Raw genomic sequence first — 19,201 nt, forward strand, 5'->3', positions numbered from 1 at the left:
ATATATAAAACATTTAAAAAAGGAGAAAAAATGAATAACTTTGAAAATAATACTCGTGTAATAGACTCCCTGTCACAAGAGTCTGTACTAAGAGCTAATAGAGTTCTTAGAAATACATATTGGCTACTGTCAATGACATTGTTATTTAGTGCTTTGATGGCTTTTGTTGCTATGAGCTCAGGCGCTGCAGTGTTAAATCCTATACTAATGCTTGTAGTTTATATTGGCTTATTGTTTGGTATCAATGCTACTAAAAACTCGCCTTGGGGGATTGTACTTACATTTGCACTAACAGGACTTTTAGGGTACTCATTAGGTCCAATTCTAAACTTATACATTCAGCAATTTTCAAATGGCGCTGAACTTATAATGATGGCTTTTGGTACTACAGGTCTAATCTTCTTAGGTCTATCTGCAGTTGCTATGAGCCCTGCTAGGAACTTTAATAGAGTAGGATCATTCTGTGCTATAGGTGCTATTGTTGCAATAGTTGCTTTAGTACTTAACATCTTCTTACAAATACCTGCTTTAGGATTTGTAATTTCGCTAGTGTTTGCATTTATCTCTGGTGGATTTATCTTATGGCAAACAAATGCTATCGTAAGAGGTGAAGAAAATAACTATATCCTAGCAACTGTTAATATATATGTTTCTCTATTTAATATCTTCGTAACTCTACTACAAATCTTTGGTGCTGTAGCTGGTGATAGAGACTAATTTATATTATTATTTATTCTAATAATTTCTAATCTACTAAATTTTAATGCTCAATAATCAAATATCTGCAAAAGATACTATTGTGTCTAATGCTTATGGTTCTTCTTTTAGCATTTTGTTTAACGAATATCTTAAACAAAATCGCGACTTTAATCTAATAGTTGCTGAAGACTCTCAACAAGCACATAGAATTTATGATGAATTAAAGTATCTAAATAAAGACTCAAAAATAGAGGTATTCTATTTTCCTAACTTAGAAATACTACCTTATGATAGATTCTCTGCAGCAATAGACATTATCTCAAGAAGACAAGAAATATTGCATAAACTTACACAAAATCCTAAAAATACTCTAGTAATAACAAGTATTTCAAATACATTAAGAAAACTTCCACCTGCCAAGTTTATCAAAGAACATAGTTTCATACTCAAGATTGGCGATAGCTTAGATATAACTAAACAAAAAGTATTACTAACCGAAGCTGGATATACTTTAGTAAACAATGTTTTTGAAAAAGGTGAATTTAGTATTCGTGGTAGTATTATTGATATTTTCCCAGTTGGATCAAAAGTAGCTTTTAGAATTGATCTTTTCGATGATGAAGTTGATACAATCAAAGAGTTAGATACAGAAACTCAACGCTCTGGCAAAGAAATAAAATCTATAAACATTATGCCTTCACATGAGCTGATTTATAATTCACAAAATACTTCTTTAGCATTAGAAAAACTCAAAATACTATGTGGTGAACAATCGCAAATTTCAACTATTGCGACATATATAAAAAATAATGAATACTTTAGTGGTATAGAATTCTATTTACCATTATTTTATCCTGAACTTGTTAGTCTATTTGACTACTTACCAAAGTCTGCAAATATCCACCTTATTGACAATATTAGCAACTCAATTGAAGCATTCTCAGAAGAGGTTAAATATAGATATAACGAGTTAAAGCATGATATTGATAGACCTGTTTTACCATATCAAGAACTTTTTTATTCACAAAAAGAAGTCAAAAATCTGTATGAAAAACATCAACATATCAAATGGTTCCAACAACCAAAATCTAAGTCTAAAACTCTAAATATAGATCATCTAGAAAAAATCTCAGCAAACTATAAATTAGCTAATCCTTTTAGGGATTTACAAAAATTAATAGATAGCTCTAATTTTGATAAAGTTATATTTTCAACTGATTCGAATGGACGTGGTGAAATACTTTTAGAACATTTGAATAAATTACAGTTAAATATAAGAATTGCAAAAAGTTTTGACGATGCTCTTAAAATCAAAGATAAATTCTGCTTAATTATCTCACCTTTTCAAGAAGGTGTAATAATTGATAAGAAAATCATATTAATTACTGAATCAGATCTTTTTCCTGAGCATATTCAAAACTCTTCTAAAATATCAGAACATGATCATCACCCTACTGTTGACCTTAAAGATCTGACAGATCTAAAACCGGGAATGCATGTAGTCCATATTGATCATGGTATTGGCAGATACGAAGGCTTAGAAAGTATTGAATTAAATGGTAAAAAAGATGAGTTTATACTTCTAAGATATGCAAATGATGCAAAAATTTATGTGCCAATCACTTCATTAAATCTAATTTCTATTTATAACTCTTCTATTACTGAAAAAATAGCATTAAATAAACTTGGTTCAGATAAATGGAAAAAGCAAAAAGAAAAGACTATCAAAAAGATTATCGATGTTGCTGCAAATCTCTTAGAAATATATGCAAAAAGAGAAATGCGACAAGGATTCAGCAATTCTTTAGATGAAGAAGAATATTTACGATTCTGTGCAGATTTTCCATATGAAGAAACGCCTGATCAACTCTTAGCGATAAATGATGTCTTTAAAGATATGATATCTGCTAAGCCAATGGACAGACTAATTTGTGGTGATGTTGGTTTTGGAAAAACAGAAATTGCGATGCGGGCAGCATTTCTAGCAACTCAAAATCAAAAACAAGTAGCTATTCTAGTACCTACAACTATTTTAGCTCAACAACACTACAATAGTTTTAAAGACAGGTTTGCTAATACTGCTGTAAATATAGAGGTTATAACTCGTTCAAAAACAGCAAAAGCTCAGCAAGAGCTTTTTGATAATCTCAAAAAAGGTACTGTTGATATAATAATTGGTACACATAAGCTTATATCCTCAAAAATTGACTTTAATAACTTAGGCTTATTAATTATTGATGAGGAGCATCGCTTTGGTGTCGCGCAAAAAGAAAAATTAAAAGCCCTGAAAGCTGAAATAGATATTCTAACAATGTCAGCAACTCCTATTCCACGTAGTTTAAGTATGGCATTCTCAGCACTTCGTGACTTATCAATTATTGCATCTCCCCCTGCTAAACGTTTATCTGTAAAAACATTTGTCAAGGAATATGATAATAATATAATTCGTGAAGCTGTAAGTCGTGAAACCATTCGTGGTGGACAAATTTTCTATCTTTATAATAAAGTCGATACTATCCAAAAGAAAAAAGAAATTCTCGAAGAACTATTCCCACGTTTAAGAATAGCTATAGCACATGGTCAGATGAGTGAAAAAGAAATCCAAAAAGTTATGTTTGACTTTAAGCATAACAAATATCATATACTACTTTGTACCACAATTATTGAGACTGGTATTGATATACCAAATGCAAATACCTTAATTATTGAAAATGCTAACAATCTAGGTCTAGCCCAGCTACATCAGTTAAGAGGTAGAGTTGGTCGTTCACACCATCAAGCTTACGCATATATGTTAGTTCCTAGTGAAGGTAGTATTACGAAAGATGCTATAAAAAGGTTAGAGGCTATTGGTAGCACTGATTCACTTGGAGGTGGCTTCACACTCGCAAATCATGACCTAGAAATTCGTGGGGCTGGAGAGATTCTTGGACAAGAACAAAGTGGTAATATTGATGGTATAGGTCTAAATCTATATATGGATCTCTTAGATAAAACGATTGCTAATCTTAAAGCTGGGAAGGAGCTAAATATTGAAGATGTCATTAACTCAACTGTTTGTGAAGTTGAGCTTAATATCCCAACGCTAATTCCTGATTACTATATTAGTGATGTAAATACTAGATTAAATATTTATAAGCGAATTTCAAAAGCCGATCATAAAGAGTTAGTAAATATAAAAATCGAACTTATTGATCGGTTTGGTAGGCTACCTGTTGAAGTGTTATATCTTTTAAAAGTTGCTCACATAAAAATTGATGCTATAAATTTAGGTATTGGACAAATAAAAATGTTTGCCACATCTGGTAAGATTAATTTTGCTAACACTACTAAATTTGAGCCTCAAAAACTAATAAAGCTAATTCAGGCTCAACCCGCTGATTTTAGAATTACGAAAGAACAATATCTACTCATCACAAAAAGCACTAAAACCGCTGAACAAAGAATAGAGTTTATAGAGAAATTCTTAAAAAACATCTCACACTAATTAAATAATGTATTTATTAATAACTATTGGTAAACCCTATAATCAGTAAAATCTTTATAAGATAAATATTAGAAACAAATTACTTATTAGGACAAAGAGATATAACTGTTTTACCAGCTTGGCAAACCGCTATTTAACTTAGCTCTTCAAGATCTTTGCGATAATAGTCAGGATGACTATTTTTATGAATAGTCCTTTGTGCTTCATTACCATTTTTCACTTCATTATATAAATCAGAGAATACACCTCTAGGTGTAGCTTTAGCAATGTTGAATAGAAATCCGCCAACAACCCAATCATTTTCGATTACTTTATCCCATGACTTAGAATTCTCTCTTTATCCAATTATTACATTGGAATCATTATCTCTTAAATTAAGAGACTAAACTAGACCCAAAATCAATTGTTATAGTCTTATTCTTCAAAATATCTAATGCCTTTTCAAAATTAAATTCTTACTGAGTTATATTTGTTTTTTTCGACACTGCAAAACTTCATCTATGCGATTTGTTATTTTCTCATAAATTTTAATATTAAGCTGCCTTTCTTTGACTAACTGTTCTCACACTTTGAGGAACTTCACTTACTACAGCTCCTTGCATTGGTAAACAGTTTGTAATATTAATATCTATTACTTCGATCACATTTGCTAGCTTTTTTACGATTTTCTCTATTTTTTCTTGTGTACCATGTACTACAAGATTGAAATGAGAAATACCCTTATTTGCTGTTTCAAATACTGTTAGTTGCTCTATATTAACGCGATTACGTGATAACACAGAAGAGATTCTTTGTAACACACAAAGAGTATTTTCAGTATTCATTGTTATAAAATATATATTTTCACTCATAGCTCTACTCCTCTACACCAAGCTTTGTGTTACTAATTGATTCGCCTGCAGGAACCATAGGAAAAACATTTTCCTGATTTTCTACCATTACCTCAAGCAAATATGAGCTATCAGAATTAAGAAATCTAATTAATGCATCTTTTAGATCTCTTCTTTCTTTTACTCTTTCAGCTTGTATTCCATAGGCCTCTGCAACTTTTACAAAATCTGGCGATGATATTTTTGTATAAGAATATCTACTCTCAAAAAATAACTCCTGCCATTGACGAACCATACCTAAGAAAGAATTATTCAATATTAGAACCTTAACATTAATACCTTCTTGGTTAAGTACTGCAAGCTCTTGGATATTCATTTGAAAGCCTCCATCACCAATTACAGCGACGACTGTTCTATTATCCTTAACACCCATCTTAGCACCGATAGCAGCCGGTAATGCAAATCCCATTGTACCTAAGCCACCAGAACTAATATGAGAATTAGTTTCTAAAAATTGGTAATATCTAGCAGCAATCATTTGATGCTGCCCAACATCAGATACTACAATAGCTCGTCCATTAGTTTCTTTTGAAAGTAAACTAATCACCTCAGCCATTTTAATTTCGCCTTCAACAGGCATAGTTTCATCATTGATGATAGCTTTGACTTCTTTATCATGCTCAGATGCAAACTCTTGATGCCACTCACTGTGAGAGTTATTAGCAATATATGGTAACAAACAATTTAGCGCTTCTTTTGCATCAGCATTAATACCAATATCTGCTTTAACATTTTTGTTAATTTCAGAGGGATCAATTTCTATATGAATAATCTTTGCATTTGGTAAATAATGATTCAAATCACCAGTTACTCTATCATCAAATCTCATACCGACTGCTATTACCACATCTGCTTCGTTACAAAGGACATTTGCTGCATAATTACCATGCATCCCTAACATACCCTTGTAAAGTTGATGATTGTAAGGAAAAGCTGATAAGCCCAACAATGTACTTACAACTGGTATATTTCCTTTCTCAGCAACTTTTAGAACAGCTTCCTCAGCTCCAGATAGCATTACACCATGTCCGGTGATCAAAATAGGCTTCTTAGCACTATTAATATATTCAGAAGCTTTTAAAATATCATCCATATTTATAGTTGGCTTATGCAACCACTTCCCTAACTTATTTCCAATAGCCTCTTTATATTCCATCATGCCAACTTGAGCATCTTTTGTAATATCAATAAGTACGGCCCCTGGTCTACCGTTAGAAGCTATCTCAAAAGCTTTTTTGAATACTTCTGGTATCTCATTAGGATCTGTTATTTGATAATTCCATTTAGTAGCCGCGACAGACATTCCTATAATATCTGCTTCTTGAAAAGCATCAGTACCTAGTAATGGGCTAAAAACCTGACCTGTTATACAAACAATAGGAACCGAGTCGATCTGCGCATCAGCAATTCCTGTAATAAGATTTGTTGCTCCAGGTCCTGAAGTTGCTATTGCAACACCAACTTTTTCAGTAGCTCTAGCATAACCTACTGCTGCATGTACTGCACCTTGCTCATGTCTAACCAAAACATGGTGAACTTTGTCCCTTGACTCATGCAAAGCATCGTACGTAGGCATAATAGCACCGCCAGGATACCCAAATATACAATCAACCCCTTGAGCTTCCAATGATTTCACGATGGCTTGAGAGCCTGTTATTTTCATACTTTAGCACTCTCCTTTTTTCAATATTATTCAACACTTAACTACACTCAGCAATGTTATTAAATCACTAAATGTTAAATCATTATAGACATGGACTTGAAATTTTTAAATAGAAAAAGTATATTTAGTAGTTTTTTTTACAAACTTTTAATCTAAATCTGTAACGCATCCTGTTGAAGCTGATGAAACTGTTTTTATATATTTCTTAAGCGTTCCTCTATTTGCCTTTTGCTTAGGCGCTTGCCACTTTGATTTTCTTTGAGCAATCTCTTGATCTGATAAGCCAACATTTATAACGTTATTAATTGCATCAATAGTAATTTTATCGCCATTTTCTAATAATGCTAACATACCACCTTCATAGGCTTCTGGGGCTATATGTCCTACAATAAAACCATGCGAACCACCTGAAAAACGCCCATCTGTGATTAAAGCAACATCTTGACCTAAGCCAGCACCCATTATGAGTGATGTTGGTTTAAGCATCTCTGGCATACCAGGGCCGCCTTTAGGACCTTCATAACGTATAACTATTACATCGCCTTTTTTAATGTTTCCCTCTTCAACTGCAACAACCATCTCTTCTTCTGAATCAAAAACATTTGCTACACCGGTAAAGATTTCTCCTTCTTTACCCGTTATTTTAGCCACAGATCCTTCCGGAGCAACATTACCTTTTAAGATTTGTAAATGACCAGTTTTTTTAATAGGATTGTCTAACTTGTGAATAATTGCATTATCCTCAGGCAGATCTGCCACACTCTCAAGATTCTCCGCTAAAGTCTTACCAGTTACCGTTAAACAATCACCATGTAACATACCTGCTTTTAGTAACATTTTCATTACAGCTGGTGTACCACCTATAGCATGTAAGTCAGCCATTACATATTTACCACTTGGTTTAAAGTCTGCTAGAACTGGTGTTTTATTAGCTATTTCTTGGAAATCGTCAATATTTAAATCAACATCTACTGAACTTGCCATAGCCAATAAATGAAGTACCGCATTTGTTGAACCACCCATAACTGTAATAAGAACCATTGCATTTTCAAAAGCTCTACGGGTCATAATATCTCTTGGCTTAATATCTAGCTCTAAAAGATTTCTGATAGTTTCACCAGCTTTATCGCACTCTTGTACTTTCTCAACAGAAGTTGCTGGAGTTGATGAGCTAAATGGTAAACTCATTCCTAAAGCTTCTATAGCACACGCCATAGTATTTGCAGTATACATACCACCGCATGCTCCAGCTCCTGGGCATGCTTTTTTGATAGTTTCTTGACGCTCTTGTTCTGTGATTTGTCCAGATATACAAGCACCATAACTCTGAAATGCTGTAACAATATCAATTGGCTTACCACGCATAACCCCAGCTTGGATAGTACCTCCGTAGATCACGAATCCTGGTCTATTAAGTCTACCTAAAGCCATCATACATCCTGGCATATTCTTATCACAGCCAGGTATAGATACTAGCCCATCATACCAGTGCGCAGACATTACAGTTTCAATTGAATCTGCAATAAGGTCTCTAGACTGCAGAGAATAACTCATACCATCTGTGCCCATAGAAATACCGTCACTAACACCTATAGTATTAAACCTCATGCCTTTGAGGTTCTCTTTTTCAACACTATTTTTGACAAATTGAGCAAGTTGGTTTAAATGCATATTACAAGTATTACCTTCATACCATACACTAGCAATACCAATTTGAGGCTTATGCATATCGTTATCACTCATCCCCGTGCCGTATAACATAGCCTGAGAAGCGCCTTGCGATTTATCTTCTGTCAATCTTTTACTATATTTATTCAACTCTTTTTTCATTAATTTCACCTCAAATATTTTCTATGCATATGCAATATTATAAGCATCAATAAAAGCCTCTACTGAAGCTTGGATTATATCTGGAGAAACAGCTTTACCAATACTTTTAATACCTTCTTTTTCCAAGCTCATTTCTACATAAACAACAGCATCAGCACCCTGACCACGTATTTTAACCTTATAGTCAGTCAGCTTATAGCTAATATCACTAGGACAGGCTTTACATAAAGCATTTAAAACAGCATCTACAGGTCCAACACCAGAACTTGATGCAAAATATAACTGGTCTGCAACCTTAACAGTAACTTCAGCCACAGATTTTTGATCAAGCTCCACATTTACCTTAAATGACTGTACATCTAAGATATCTTTACTGATAGCATCTGCCATCTCAGTAGCATCTTGTATAATATCTTGTATATCAGAGACATTAATTGATTTACCCTTGACTAAAAACCTCTCAATCAGTTCTCTAACCTTAGCCAAGAAATTCTTATCATAATTTGCACCAAATAACTCACCTAGAGTTTTTTTAACTTCCTCAAGAGTTGGAACTTGATCAAATATTACTTCATTTTGCTCTATGAATAACATCGTTTTATTATCAAAGAAATGGCTATTATAAAGCCTGTCAAAATCTATCTCTGTCGGATATATAATTGGTGGTTGAATAGCAGATTTTAGCACTACCGCAGGGTCTTTCAAACCTTCTCCAGATAACACGCATACTACCGTACTTCCCTTTTGAAGCTTACCTTCCTCATATTTTTTGAGTAAGTGAGCAATAGTTGACGCTGATGCTAATTCTACAAATAACCCTTCTTTAGTTGACAGCAAGTATTGTGCTTCCAACATCTTCATATCTGTTACAGCAGTAGATTCTCCACCCGTGCTATATATTGCATCTATAGCTTTATCACCATCGATAGGATATGGCACAGCTATTGCAGTCGCAATTGTATTTGCTGTTTTTAGTGGCTCAATCCTATTTTGATTTTTCTGATATGCTCTAGCTAATGTATCAGCCTCTGTTGATTGAACACCTGTAAGCTTAGGAACAGATTTAATAAATCCTAACTCTTTATATTCACTAAATCCTTTATAGTATGCTGTCATATTAGTACCGCAACCTATAGGAACTATAACCTCATCTGGAACTTGGAACAGTAACTGATCTATAAGCTCAAATGCTGCTGTCTTCTGACCCTCTACCCTAAACGCGTAATCCCCAGCAAGGAAAAAATCTTTAGATTTTGCGATATCATAAGCTAATTTTGCTGCTTCATTATAGCTACCTTTAACTTGAACTATTTTCCCACCATAAGACATTACCTGAGCTAACTTAGAAGCTGCAACTCCTTCTGGCACAATAATAAAACACGGCATCTTCGCAGCTGCTGCATAACAAGCACATGAAGCCGCCATATTACCTGTAGATGCTAGTACTATCCCCTTAGCACCAAGCTCTTTTGCAACTGTAATATCAACTGCAGATCCTCTATCTTTGAATGACCCTGTAGGGTTTTTACCTTCGACTTTAAAATACAGATTAATTCCCAGCTCTTTACCAATAATTTTACTCTTAAGCAGTGGAGTTGCCGACTCTCTTAAAGATACAAAACTTGATGGATCCTTTATCGGCATAAATGGTATATATTTGGATAGACACGGTGATGCTTGAGTAAAATAATCTTTATTGATTTTCTTACTAATTTCATCAATATTCATCTGGATTTCCCAGGGCTCATTTTCCCCTGCAAACACAAAACTATCTGTAGAAACTTCTTCTTTGGTGTAAAAGTTTAATATTTTATACATTCTTTAGAATTACCTCATATTTTATAAAAGATTTTAGATCTACTTTATACTAAAGTATTTTAACTTAGAATTGAATATTCTATACAGGCTATTTTAATTAAGTAACAATTGATAATCTATATAACAAAAGTATTTCTAGTATTATTGATACCAAGTATCGAGTCTTTCTTTTAACTTATCTAAACCCATTTTACTTAATGAAGAAAATAACTGGTATGAAATTTTATCTGTACGGATAAAAGTTTTTAAAAAACTCTCTATCATTCTATTTGCTTGGGCTCTTTCTTTATTATTTAGCTTATCCGCCTTTGTCAAAAGAATATGTAAGTTCAAATCAAAAGATATTGCCATCTCAATCATCAAAGAGTCAAACTCTTTTAAATTATGCCGAGAATCTACCAAAAGTACGATACCACCAAGACATTTACGTGAAGTCAAATAGCTCTCCATTTCACTTTGCCACTGTCTCTTTATAGCTTCAGAAACCTTTGCATAACCATAACCAGGTAAATCAACTAAACGCTTATTATCTCCCAAATCAAATAAGTTAATTAACTGAGTTCTACCAGGGGTCTTACTTACTCTAGCAAGACCTTTTTGGTCTGTAAGAGTATTAAGAGCACTAGACTTACCTGCGTTCGAGCGCCCAGCAAAAGCTACCTCTATACCATTATCTTCTGGAAGTTGAGAAACTTTTGCAGCACCCATTATGTATTTTGCTTTAGTGTAATTCATAATTTATACTCTAACTTTATTTTTTCAAAAAGTCCGTGACAGGCAGTATCTATCATGAGGAATACCTTTTCAAAATTACTTTGATAATATGGATCTGGCACATCAGTCAACTCAATTGTTGGAGCATACTGCAACATCCTTGATACCTTTGAAAAATCAGCATTTGGAAACATTTCTCTCATTGTATCAATATTTTCTTGATCCATCGCAACTATATAATCATATTCTGCAAAATCAGTTTCCTCTAATTGCTGAGAAATCTGATCTGAAAGATTACAATCATATTTCTTAGCCGTTTCTATAGAGCGTAAATCAGCTCCATGGCCTTCATGTCCCCACATACGTGAACTAGTGCCACAAGATGCAACATGAATATGATTCTCTAAGGCATTTTGTTTGACAATATCTCTAAAAATACCATGAGCAGTTGGTGATCTACAAATGTTACCTTTACATACAAAAAGTACTTTTACTTTAGTCATTTTTATTTTGCTTCCTTCATATCTTCTGCAAGCTTACTATCTGGTTCTAACTTAAAACCTTGGAAAAACTTACTATCTGGTTTTAGCATAAATACAACTTCATTTTTACCATTAAAGCTTTCTTTATAAGAGTTCATACTCTTTAAGAATTCATAAAGTGGTACGGACTTAGAATAAGCCTCTGTAAATATCTTAGCTGCTTTCGCATCAGCTTCAGCTCTTATGATCTTAGATTCTCTCTCAGCCTCCGCCATTGTTACAGTAACTTTAGCATCTGCTGCTGCATTAATCTTTTCAGCCAACTGTTTACCTTCAGCTCTAATAGAAGCTGCAACTTTCTGACGTGAAGATCTCATTCTTTGGTAAATAGAGTCCGTAACAGTATCTGGTAAATCAATTTGCTTAACTCTTACATCTATAACATCAACACCGATTTGCTTAGCTTGCTTTTGGACACTATTTGTCAGAGCAATCATTAACTTATCACGATTATTATTGATTAGGCTTTGAATATCATTGTTACCAACTTCTGCTCTCAAAGAAGACTCTAAAAACTGTTTCAATAAAGTTTCTGCTCTTTCTACACTTCCACTTGTACTCGTATAGAATTTTGAGATATTACTATTACTAACTTTCCACACAACATAAGCATTAATTAGAACATCTTTCTGCTCTTTTGTAACAACACGAGCTGAGTCTGCTTCTAATACTCTATTACGCATATCATAAGTTTTGACTGTATCAATAAATGGAATCTTAACATGCAAGCCAGGCTCATACTCAATTGCTTTACCATCTTTATCTTTAACTAGCTCTCCTAGTCTTAAAATAACTGCCTCTGATCCTTCTTTAACAATAAATTTAGTACTCAAAACCACCACAGAAGCAACCACTACAAGTACTAAGAATATTTTTAGAAACTTACTCATCTTAGTTACCCCCTTGAGTATTTGGTAATAATGCTTGCTTTTGAGCATTATCTAAACCATAGAAAATATTTTTTGCACCATCACCATCTATTAAGAATATCTTATTGTGCTGAAGTACATTTGAAATAGTATTAAAATACATTTGATTCATAACTATATCAGGAGATTTTTTGTATATTGGTAATAATTGTTCAAACTGGGCAACTTCACCTTGAGCTTCTAAAACAATTTTTTGTTTATAAGCGTTAGCCTGATCAACAATTCTTTGAGCTTTACCTTGTGCAACTGGAACTACTCTGTTAGCATAAGCTTCGGCTTCATTTTGCTCCCTTTCACGATCTTCACGAGCCTTGATTACATCATCAAATGCACTTTTAACAGCATCAGGTGCTTGAGCTGGTTGCATAATCACTTCACTAATATATATCCCTGTATTATAAGACTTTAGTAGTGCTTCCATCTCTTTACGGACTTGTTGCGTAATCACAGCCCTATTGGTAGTTAATATCTGCTCTAGCTTATTTTCACCAACAACCTGTCTAACAGCACTTTCTAAAGCTTGCTGCAATAGTCGTGTTGAGTTTACATTAGCAAATAAATATTTCTCTAAATCTACAATACGATATTGAACTGTAAAAGAAATATGAACAATATTCTCTTCAGATGTAAGCATATCACGCTTTAACGACGTAGTTTTAAGCTCTTGAACATTCTCTTTGTACACCTTATCAATACCAATAGGATGCCAGTGTAGACCAGGTTCTACCATTTTTGAGAATTTGCCTAATCTAAGAACAGCAGCCTGCTCAGCTGGTTGTACCACATAAAAACCAAAACCTATCCATGCAACTATCAATACTGCCACAACTATAGATGCAATCTTAGCTACAGGAGGTTTATCAAACACAGGTTTATTCTTGTTAGCATTTTTTGAATAAATACTCTCATTCTCATCATCGTTCTTCTTTGACTTTTTGCCAAAGAATTTTTTGATTATTTCCTCTAAGTCTGGTGGCCCTTGCTCCGAGTTTTTGCTCCAGAACCATTTTTCTTTAAGCTTTTTTATCATAAATAGTTATTCCTATAATTCCTAATCCAAAATAGTATTGAATAATTTTTATCCTACCTATTATATATAAATTTTCCTATATTTTTTGCACTATCTACAAATAAATATCAAATGCACAGTAAAGCTGTATTGAATAACTATCAATATAACTCTAAAATCTATAATAGAGATACATTTCTTAGGAATATGAAAATGAAAAGAATTGCAATAAATGGTACTGGCATAGCAGGTACAACTTTAGCATGGTGGTTGAGAGAGTATGGATTCCAACCTACTCTTTTTGAAAAAGCTTCGGAATTTAGAACTGGTGGTTACCTAGTTGATTTCTGGGGTCCTGCCTGTGAAGTAGTGAGAAAGATGGGACTATTTGAGCAACTTAAAGAGAAATCTTATCAAATTAAGAATATTCACTGTTTTGATCAAAATGGTAGAAGATCTTCAAAAGTTAATATCTCATCTCTTATCACTGATAACTATGATGACTTTCTAAGTGTCAAACGCGGAGATATTGCAGAAACTATTTATAAAGCTTGCGAAGGTATAGATATTAGGTTTGGTACATCTATCGAGAAAATAGAAGAAAAAGATAAAACTATAACTACTCATCTTAGCGATGGAACTAAAGAGGACTTTGATTTGGTTATAGGAACTGATGGCTTACACTCTCATATACGTAACATCGCTTTTGACAAGTCAGAATATCAAGAATATGAGTTGGATAAATATGTAGCAGCTCTTTCTCTCAAAAAATACGATCATTATGAGAAATATACTTATGCTCTGAGCGTAGGTGAGAAGCAACAAGTAGCAAGAGTATGTCTAGACCAAGATGAAACTTTGATTATGTTTACATTAGATGCTGAACTTGTGAAACAATTCCCAGTAACTTTAGAGCAAAAAAAAGAACTACTACAAAAATCTTTTCATGACTTTGGCTGGGAGACTCCAGATATACTTAACAAGTTAAATGATGTGGAGGAAATCTATTTTGATAAAGTCAGTCAAATACGCATGGATACTTGGCACAAAGGAAGAGTTGCTCTTGTTGGAGACTCTGCTGCTTGCCCATCTATATTAATGGGGCTTGGAAGTATATTTGCAATCGTTGAGGCTTATGTATTAGCTGGTGAACTTCATAAAGCAAATGGTGACTATAATATTGCTTTTGATCAATGGCAACATAGATTAAAAGATATTATAGCTAGAAAACAAAAAGTTGGGCTTACCAACCTATCTGTAGCAGCATCTGATGAAATAGTTAAAAAATACTTATCGACTATTACAGTTAAAATATCATCTACTCCAGTTATCTCTAAATTCATAGGTGCTGGAATATTTAAAGATCCAATTGAGGTTCCTGAGTACAAATAAGATCAAAACTTATTTAACGAAGAACTCTTCTAAATCTAAATCAAACTCTCTTTTAAACCTTTCAAAATCATCTTCTGAAATTTTTATTTTAAGCAAATAGTTACCTTCTTCAGAAACATCTTCTCCATCAACAGCTCCAAGCTCATACATCATAGCTCTAACCTTTGAATATTTAGGTGGTAATTCTAAAGTTTCACTAACCCATGTTTTATTAAAAAATGTAGCCAACGCATGATAAAACTCTTCAATACCATCTCCAGTCTGAGCAGACAGATATACTCTGCCAACCACACTTGAGTCTGAATCATCCATAGGAACGAATCCAGCATAAGCATTCTCAATTTTATCGATTTTGTTATAAACACAGATCATCTCTTTATCTGCGATACCTATTTCTTTTAGAACTTTTTCTACTTGCTCGATATAACTTTTATAATCCTCATCTGCATAATCTATCACATGAACTAGAAGGTCTGACTCTATAGCTTCTTCTAAAGTTGCATGGAATGCTTCTACTAAATCATGAGGTAAGTTCTTAATGAATCCTACTGTATCAGAGAAGATAACTTCACCTAGTTTTGGTACAATTACTTTACGTAAAGTAGGATCAAGTGTAGCAAATAGTTGGTCTTTAGCTAAAACATCTGCATTTGTTATTTTGTTAAAAAGTGTTGATTTACCAGCATTGGTATAACCAACAAATGATATTGTTGGAATATTATTTTTCTTTCGTGAGGATCTACTTAAATCACGATGATGTTTTACTTTTTCCAACTTTTGAGTAATTTGTTTAATTCTTTGTCTAATTAGACGTCTATCAATCTCAAGCTGGGTTTCTCCTGGCCCACCACGTACACCAATACCACCTTTTTGTCTCTCTAAGTGAGTCCAACCTTTGACTAAGCGTGTTGACTGATAATTTAGTTGAGCTAACTCAACTTGAAGCTTACCCTCATGAGTTTTTGCTCGAAGTGAGAATATTTCAAGAATAAGCCTCGTTCTATCCATAATCTTACACTCAAGAAACTTCTCAATATTTCTCTCTTGGGATGGGCTTAATGGATGATTAAATACAACAAGATCAGCTTCTAACTCATCACGTTTATTTTTGATCATTTCCATTTTACCCATACCACAAAAATACTTGATATCAGGTTCAGGATGATTGAAATCTAAACTCTCCAACACAACTTTATCAGCTGCTAAAACCAAACCTTCCAGTTCAGCTAAATCAGCATTTAGTTCGCGGCGATATTTAAAATTTATATTTACAAGTAAGCATTTACTGCCTGCTTCATAAGACTCGAAAAATTCCATTAATTTATGTTACTCCAGAATGGAATTAAAGAAAAAAGAATATAAAGTTTGATTACTCAGCAACATTGCCTTGATTTTCTTGAGCTTCAAGATCATCAGAATGAATATCATCTACATTCTCATCTTGTTCATCATTTGAATTTTGATGATATGGGTTAAAAGAGCTATAAACCATTCTTACACTCTTAGCCGGTACTATAGTAGAAATAGCATGCTTATAAACCATTTGATTAACAGTATTTCTAAGTACGATACAGAACTGATCAAAAGCTTCTACTTGACCTTGTAGTTTGATTCCATTTACTAGGTATACAGATACGCTAACTTTTTCTTTTCTTAGAGCGTTTAAGAACGGGTCTTGTAAAGATGATATTCTTGACATTGTTTCACTTCCTTTTAATTATTTTGTTATAGTTATTATTTTATCAAGTTTAACAATTAAACTTCGCGATATATTCTAACAATATTTAAAGTTATCAGCAAATCTTATTTATGACCAAAATATTCCCAGACTTGTTGTTCTTTATTTTGACTCTCCATCTCAATCAATTTAATCTCATCCTGCCAATTACGAATCCATGTAAGTTGACGCTTAGCAAGTTGGCGAGTGGCTACGATTCCCTTTTTAACGAACTCCTCATAGCTAATGTCTCCATCTAAATATTCCCATGCCTGACGATATCCAACACTTCGGATGGCAGTAGTTTCTTTAGTAAGCTTAGGATTTTTGCGTAAACTTTGAACTTCATCTAGAAACCCTTGATTTAGCATCTGTTTAAATCTTAATTCAATATTATCATGTAGAATTGATCTATCATTAGGTACCGGGGCACATAACTTTAATTTCTCTTCTAATCCGCCGACTTTAGATGTTTTAACAAGTTCAGAATATTTTTTACTAGTTATCATAATTACCTCTAAAGCACGAAATACTCTTTGCTGATCATTAGGATTAATTTTCTGAGCAGATTCTTGATCCATTTTATTTAACTGTTGATGTAAATATTGTAAACCTTTTGCTTTTCTTTCTAACTCAAGAGTCTGCCTCACTTCAGGCTGTGACTCAGGCAAAGATGATAAACCTTCTATCAAACCTTTGAAATAAAGCATCGTTCCACCTACGAGTAAGACCTCTTTCCCTCTACTCCAAACCTCTTTTTTAATCTTATTAACATTCGTTATAAAGTCAGCAACTGAAAAGCTTTCTGTTGGCTCAATTATATCTATTAAATGATGTTTAATACCTCCTTGCTCATCCAAAGTTGGCTTAGCTGTACCAATATTCATACATTTATAGACCAGTGATGAATCAACACTAATTATTTCAGCATTAATTTTATTTGCAATAGATATTGATAAAGAGGTTTTACCAGATGCTGTTGGTCCAGCAAGACCATAGATTAGCTTATTCATTTAGATATTTTTGTAATTAACTTTAACAGGAACTTCTTGCTTAACTACTTGTAAATAGAAGTTTAACTCTTCTTCTTTGACTGTATTTAATACTTGCCTAGGTAATTTAGTATCTTTATTACCTAAAGGTTCAACTTTAATAACTTTATATATGTATATATCACCATTATCCGCTTGATAACTATGATACTGATTATTAGTATTAAACATCACATAATCATTAAACTCTTTACTAAATGACTTCGAGTTACTATCAATAGTTGCTTGCTTGAAGCTAACACTTACTTTTTTATCACTAACCAAGTCATCAAGTAGCTTTTGAGACTTTTCTAAAGACAATCTTTGAGATTTCTCTGCAATTACGGCTTTAGACACTTCACTCTTAACGTCTGCTAGTTTTTGTTGGGTTGATGGCTGAGAGTTATTTACCTCATATACTAAAATCTCATTATCAGCAACCGGAATACTTGAGTACTTCTCTGTATTTACAAAGAATTGACTATTAGCTACCGTAGATATTGTAGATTCATCATTATTCACAATATTCGCCACCTTAGGGTTACCTAAATTCTTTTCAAGCTCAGTGAAACTAATACTATCAATATTCTGCGAGTAAGTATTAAATTTCTCCAAGGCTCTTCTATTTTGAATTATTTTCGCAATAGTAGTTTTAGCATCTTTGTTATAGCCTTTAAAAAATTCCTTATGAGTATCATAATATGATTTTATATCGCTTTCACTAATATCACTCTTAGATATAAAGCTATCTTTTGTGATTATAAAATAGTTAATTTTCTTTTTAGCTGGATTTATATACTCATTTTTATGAGCATTATAGTAAGCTTCCAAATCTTGTTGAGTAGGCTTAATTTGGGATTTGAAATCTGATGGAGATATCTTCAAATACTCTATTTTTTTATTAACTAGATAAATATTATCTAAAAGCTTCTTCTCATAATCAGTTGTTATTGTTGTATCCGCTATAGCCTTTGGAATCATTGTTGCCTGAATATTTTGAGTTAAGATTTGCTCTAATTTACTCATACCTCCAATATACTCTACAACTTGCTTCAACTTATCGGCTGAGAATTTACCCTCTTTGTCAAAAAACATGGGATTTGTAAATATCGCAGATTGTAATGCTAACTTAGATACCGCAATATTATGGCGCTGCGCATCTGCAAGTACTAAGTATTGATTTATCATCTGATCTAAAACTGCTCTCTTCTGTGCCTCAGTTGTAGCATTTTGAGCATACTGCTGAAACTGTTGCAGACCTATCTCATTATCACCTACTTTAGCCACATAAGATCTACTTGAGCCAATATTCGTGAAAAAAAATGTCATACCAGATATGACAAATATAAAACTTATAGAAATAATTATAATCCATGTAAATGGACCTTTGAGTCTATCATTGAAAGACTGTAACATTTTATCAACCTTAAATAATTACTGCTTTATTAAACTATAGATATTATAGATAAAAAAAAAGCAT

15 protein-coding genes and 1 pseudogene are annotated in these 19,201 nt (G+C 33.2%); 3 read left to right on the forward strand and 13 right to left on the reverse strand.

Annotated features, from left to right (window positions below; all coding sequences use genetic code 11):
• Positions 1–30: 30 nt before the first annotated feature.
• Complete coding sequence (locus F0R75_RS04990) at positions 31–717, forward strand: Bax inhibitor-1/YccA family protein (RefSeq protein WP_149368111.1); 687 nt, start codon at positions 31–33, stop codon at positions 715–717.
• A 46-nt stretch (positions 718–763) separates the two neighbouring features.
• Positions 764–4,186 carry a transcription-repair coupling factor gene (gene mfd / locus F0R75_RS04995; RefSeq protein ID WP_149368110.1) on the forward strand — a complete coding sequence of 1,141 codons (3,423 nt, stop codon included), beginning with the start codon at positions 764–766 and terminating at the stop codon, positions 4,184–4,186.
• Positions 4,187–4,319: 133 nt separating this feature from the next.
• Here the strand turns inward: mfd and F0R75_RS10355 are convergent.
• From F0R75_RS10355 to hflK, 9 genes and pseudogenes are all read right to left on the reverse strand, one after another.
• Positions 4,320–4,436: pseudogene (locus F0R75_RS10355) on the reverse strand (ketol-acid reductoisomerase); the annotation flags it as partial.
• Positions 4,437–4,719: 283 nt separating this feature from the next.
• Positions 4,720–5,037 carry an acetolactate synthase small subunit gene (locus F0R75_RS05005; RefSeq protein WP_013923328.1) on the reverse strand — a complete coding sequence of 106 codons (318 nt, stop codon included), beginning with the start codon at positions 5,035–5,037 and terminating at the stop codon, positions 4,720–4,722.
• Between the two features lie 4 nt (positions 5,038–5,041).
• The gene (ilvB, locus tag F0R75_RS05010) at positions 5,042–6,739 is read right to left on the reverse strand and encodes a biosynthetic-type acetolactate synthase large subunit (protein ID WP_149368109.1); all 1,698 of its coding nucleotides are present in this window, start codon (positions 6,737–6,739) and stop codon (positions 5,042–5,044) included.
• A 147-nt stretch (positions 6,740–6,886) separates the two neighbouring features.
• On the reverse strand, positions 6,887–8,569 hold the full coding sequence (ilvD, locus tag F0R75_RS05015; RefSeq protein WP_149368108.1) for a dihydroxy-acid dehydratase: 1,683 nt from the start codon (positions 8,567–8,569) through the stop codon (positions 6,887–6,889).
• Between the two features lie 21 nt (positions 8,570–8,590).
• On the reverse strand, positions 8,591–10,387 hold the full coding sequence (gene thrC, locus F0R75_RS10325; protein ID WP_013923331.1) for a threonine synthase: 1,797 nt from the start codon (positions 10,385–10,387) through the stop codon (positions 8,591–8,593).
• A gap of 141 nt (positions 10,388–10,528) precedes the next feature.
• Positions 10,529–11,122, reverse strand: a complete 594-nt coding sequence (gene yihA, locus F0R75_RS05025; protein WP_149368107.1) for a ribosome biogenesis GTP-binding protein YihA/YsxC — start codon at positions 11,120–11,122, stop codon at positions 10,529–10,531.
• Complete coding sequence (locus F0R75_RS05030; protein ID WP_146421211.1) at positions 11,119–11,604, reverse strand: low molecular weight protein-tyrosine-phosphatase; 486 nt, start codon at positions 11,602–11,604, stop codon at positions 11,119–11,121. Before F0R75_RS05030 ends, yihA begins: the two co-directional genes overlap by 4 nt.
• A 2-nt stretch (positions 11,605–11,606) precedes the next feature.
• Positions 11,607–12,533: a protease modulator HflC gene (gene hflC / locus F0R75_RS05035; protein ID WP_149368106.1), complete on the reverse strand. Its 927-nt coding sequence runs from the start codon at positions 12,531–12,533 to the stop codon at positions 11,607–11,609.
• A 1-nt stretch (position 12,534) separates the two neighbouring features.
• Positions 12,535–13,602 (reverse strand): FtsH protease activity modulator HflK, encoded by a 1,068-nt coding sequence (gene hflK / locus F0R75_RS05040; RefSeq protein ID WP_149368105.1) that lies wholly within the window; start codon positions 13,600–13,602, stop codon positions 12,535–12,537.
• Positions 13,603–13,794: 192 nt separating this feature from the next.
• Between hflK and F0R75_RS05045 the strand changes: the two genes are divergently transcribed.
• Positions 13,795–14,973 carry an FAD-binding domain gene (locus F0R75_RS05045; RefSeq protein ID WP_187986002.1) on the forward strand — a complete coding sequence of 393 codons (1,179 nt, stop codon included), beginning with the start codon at positions 13,795–13,797 and terminating at the stop codon, positions 14,971–14,973.
• 9 nt (positions 14,974–14,982) lie between these two features.
• On the opposite strand, the gene hflX is transcribed toward F0R75_RS05045, so the two are convergent.
• The 4 genes from hflX to F0R75_RS05065 form a co-directional block, all read right to left on the reverse strand.
• Positions 14,983–16,290, reverse strand: coding sequence for a GTPase HflX (hflX, locus tag F0R75_RS05050; RefSeq protein WP_149368103.1), 1,308 nt, complete (start codon positions 16,288–16,290; stop codon positions 14,983–14,985).
• Between the two features lie 52 nt (positions 16,291–16,342).
• Entirely contained in the window at positions 16,343–16,672 is a 330-nt protein-coding gene (gene hfq, locus F0R75_RS05055) for an RNA chaperone Hfq (RefSeq protein WP_013923338.1), read from the reverse strand.
• A gap of 104 nt (positions 16,673–16,776) precedes the next feature.
• Entirely contained in the window at positions 16,777–17,703 is a 927-nt protein-coding gene (gene miaA, locus F0R75_RS05060) for a tRNA (adenosine(37)-N6)-dimethylallyltransferase MiaA (protein WP_149368102.1), read from the reverse strand.
• Positions 17,704–19,137: a SurA N-terminal domain-containing protein gene (locus F0R75_RS05065; RefSeq protein WP_149368101.1), complete on the reverse strand. Its 1,434-nt coding sequence runs from the start codon at positions 19,135–19,137 to the stop codon at positions 17,704–17,706.
• Positions 19,138–19,201 lie beyond the last annotated feature (64 nt).

The sequence above is a fragment of the Francisella marina genome, from assembly GCF_008369785.1.
Taxonomy (GTDB): domain Bacteria; phylum Pseudomonadota; class Gammaproteobacteria; order Francisellales; family Francisellaceae; genus Francisella; species Francisella salimarina.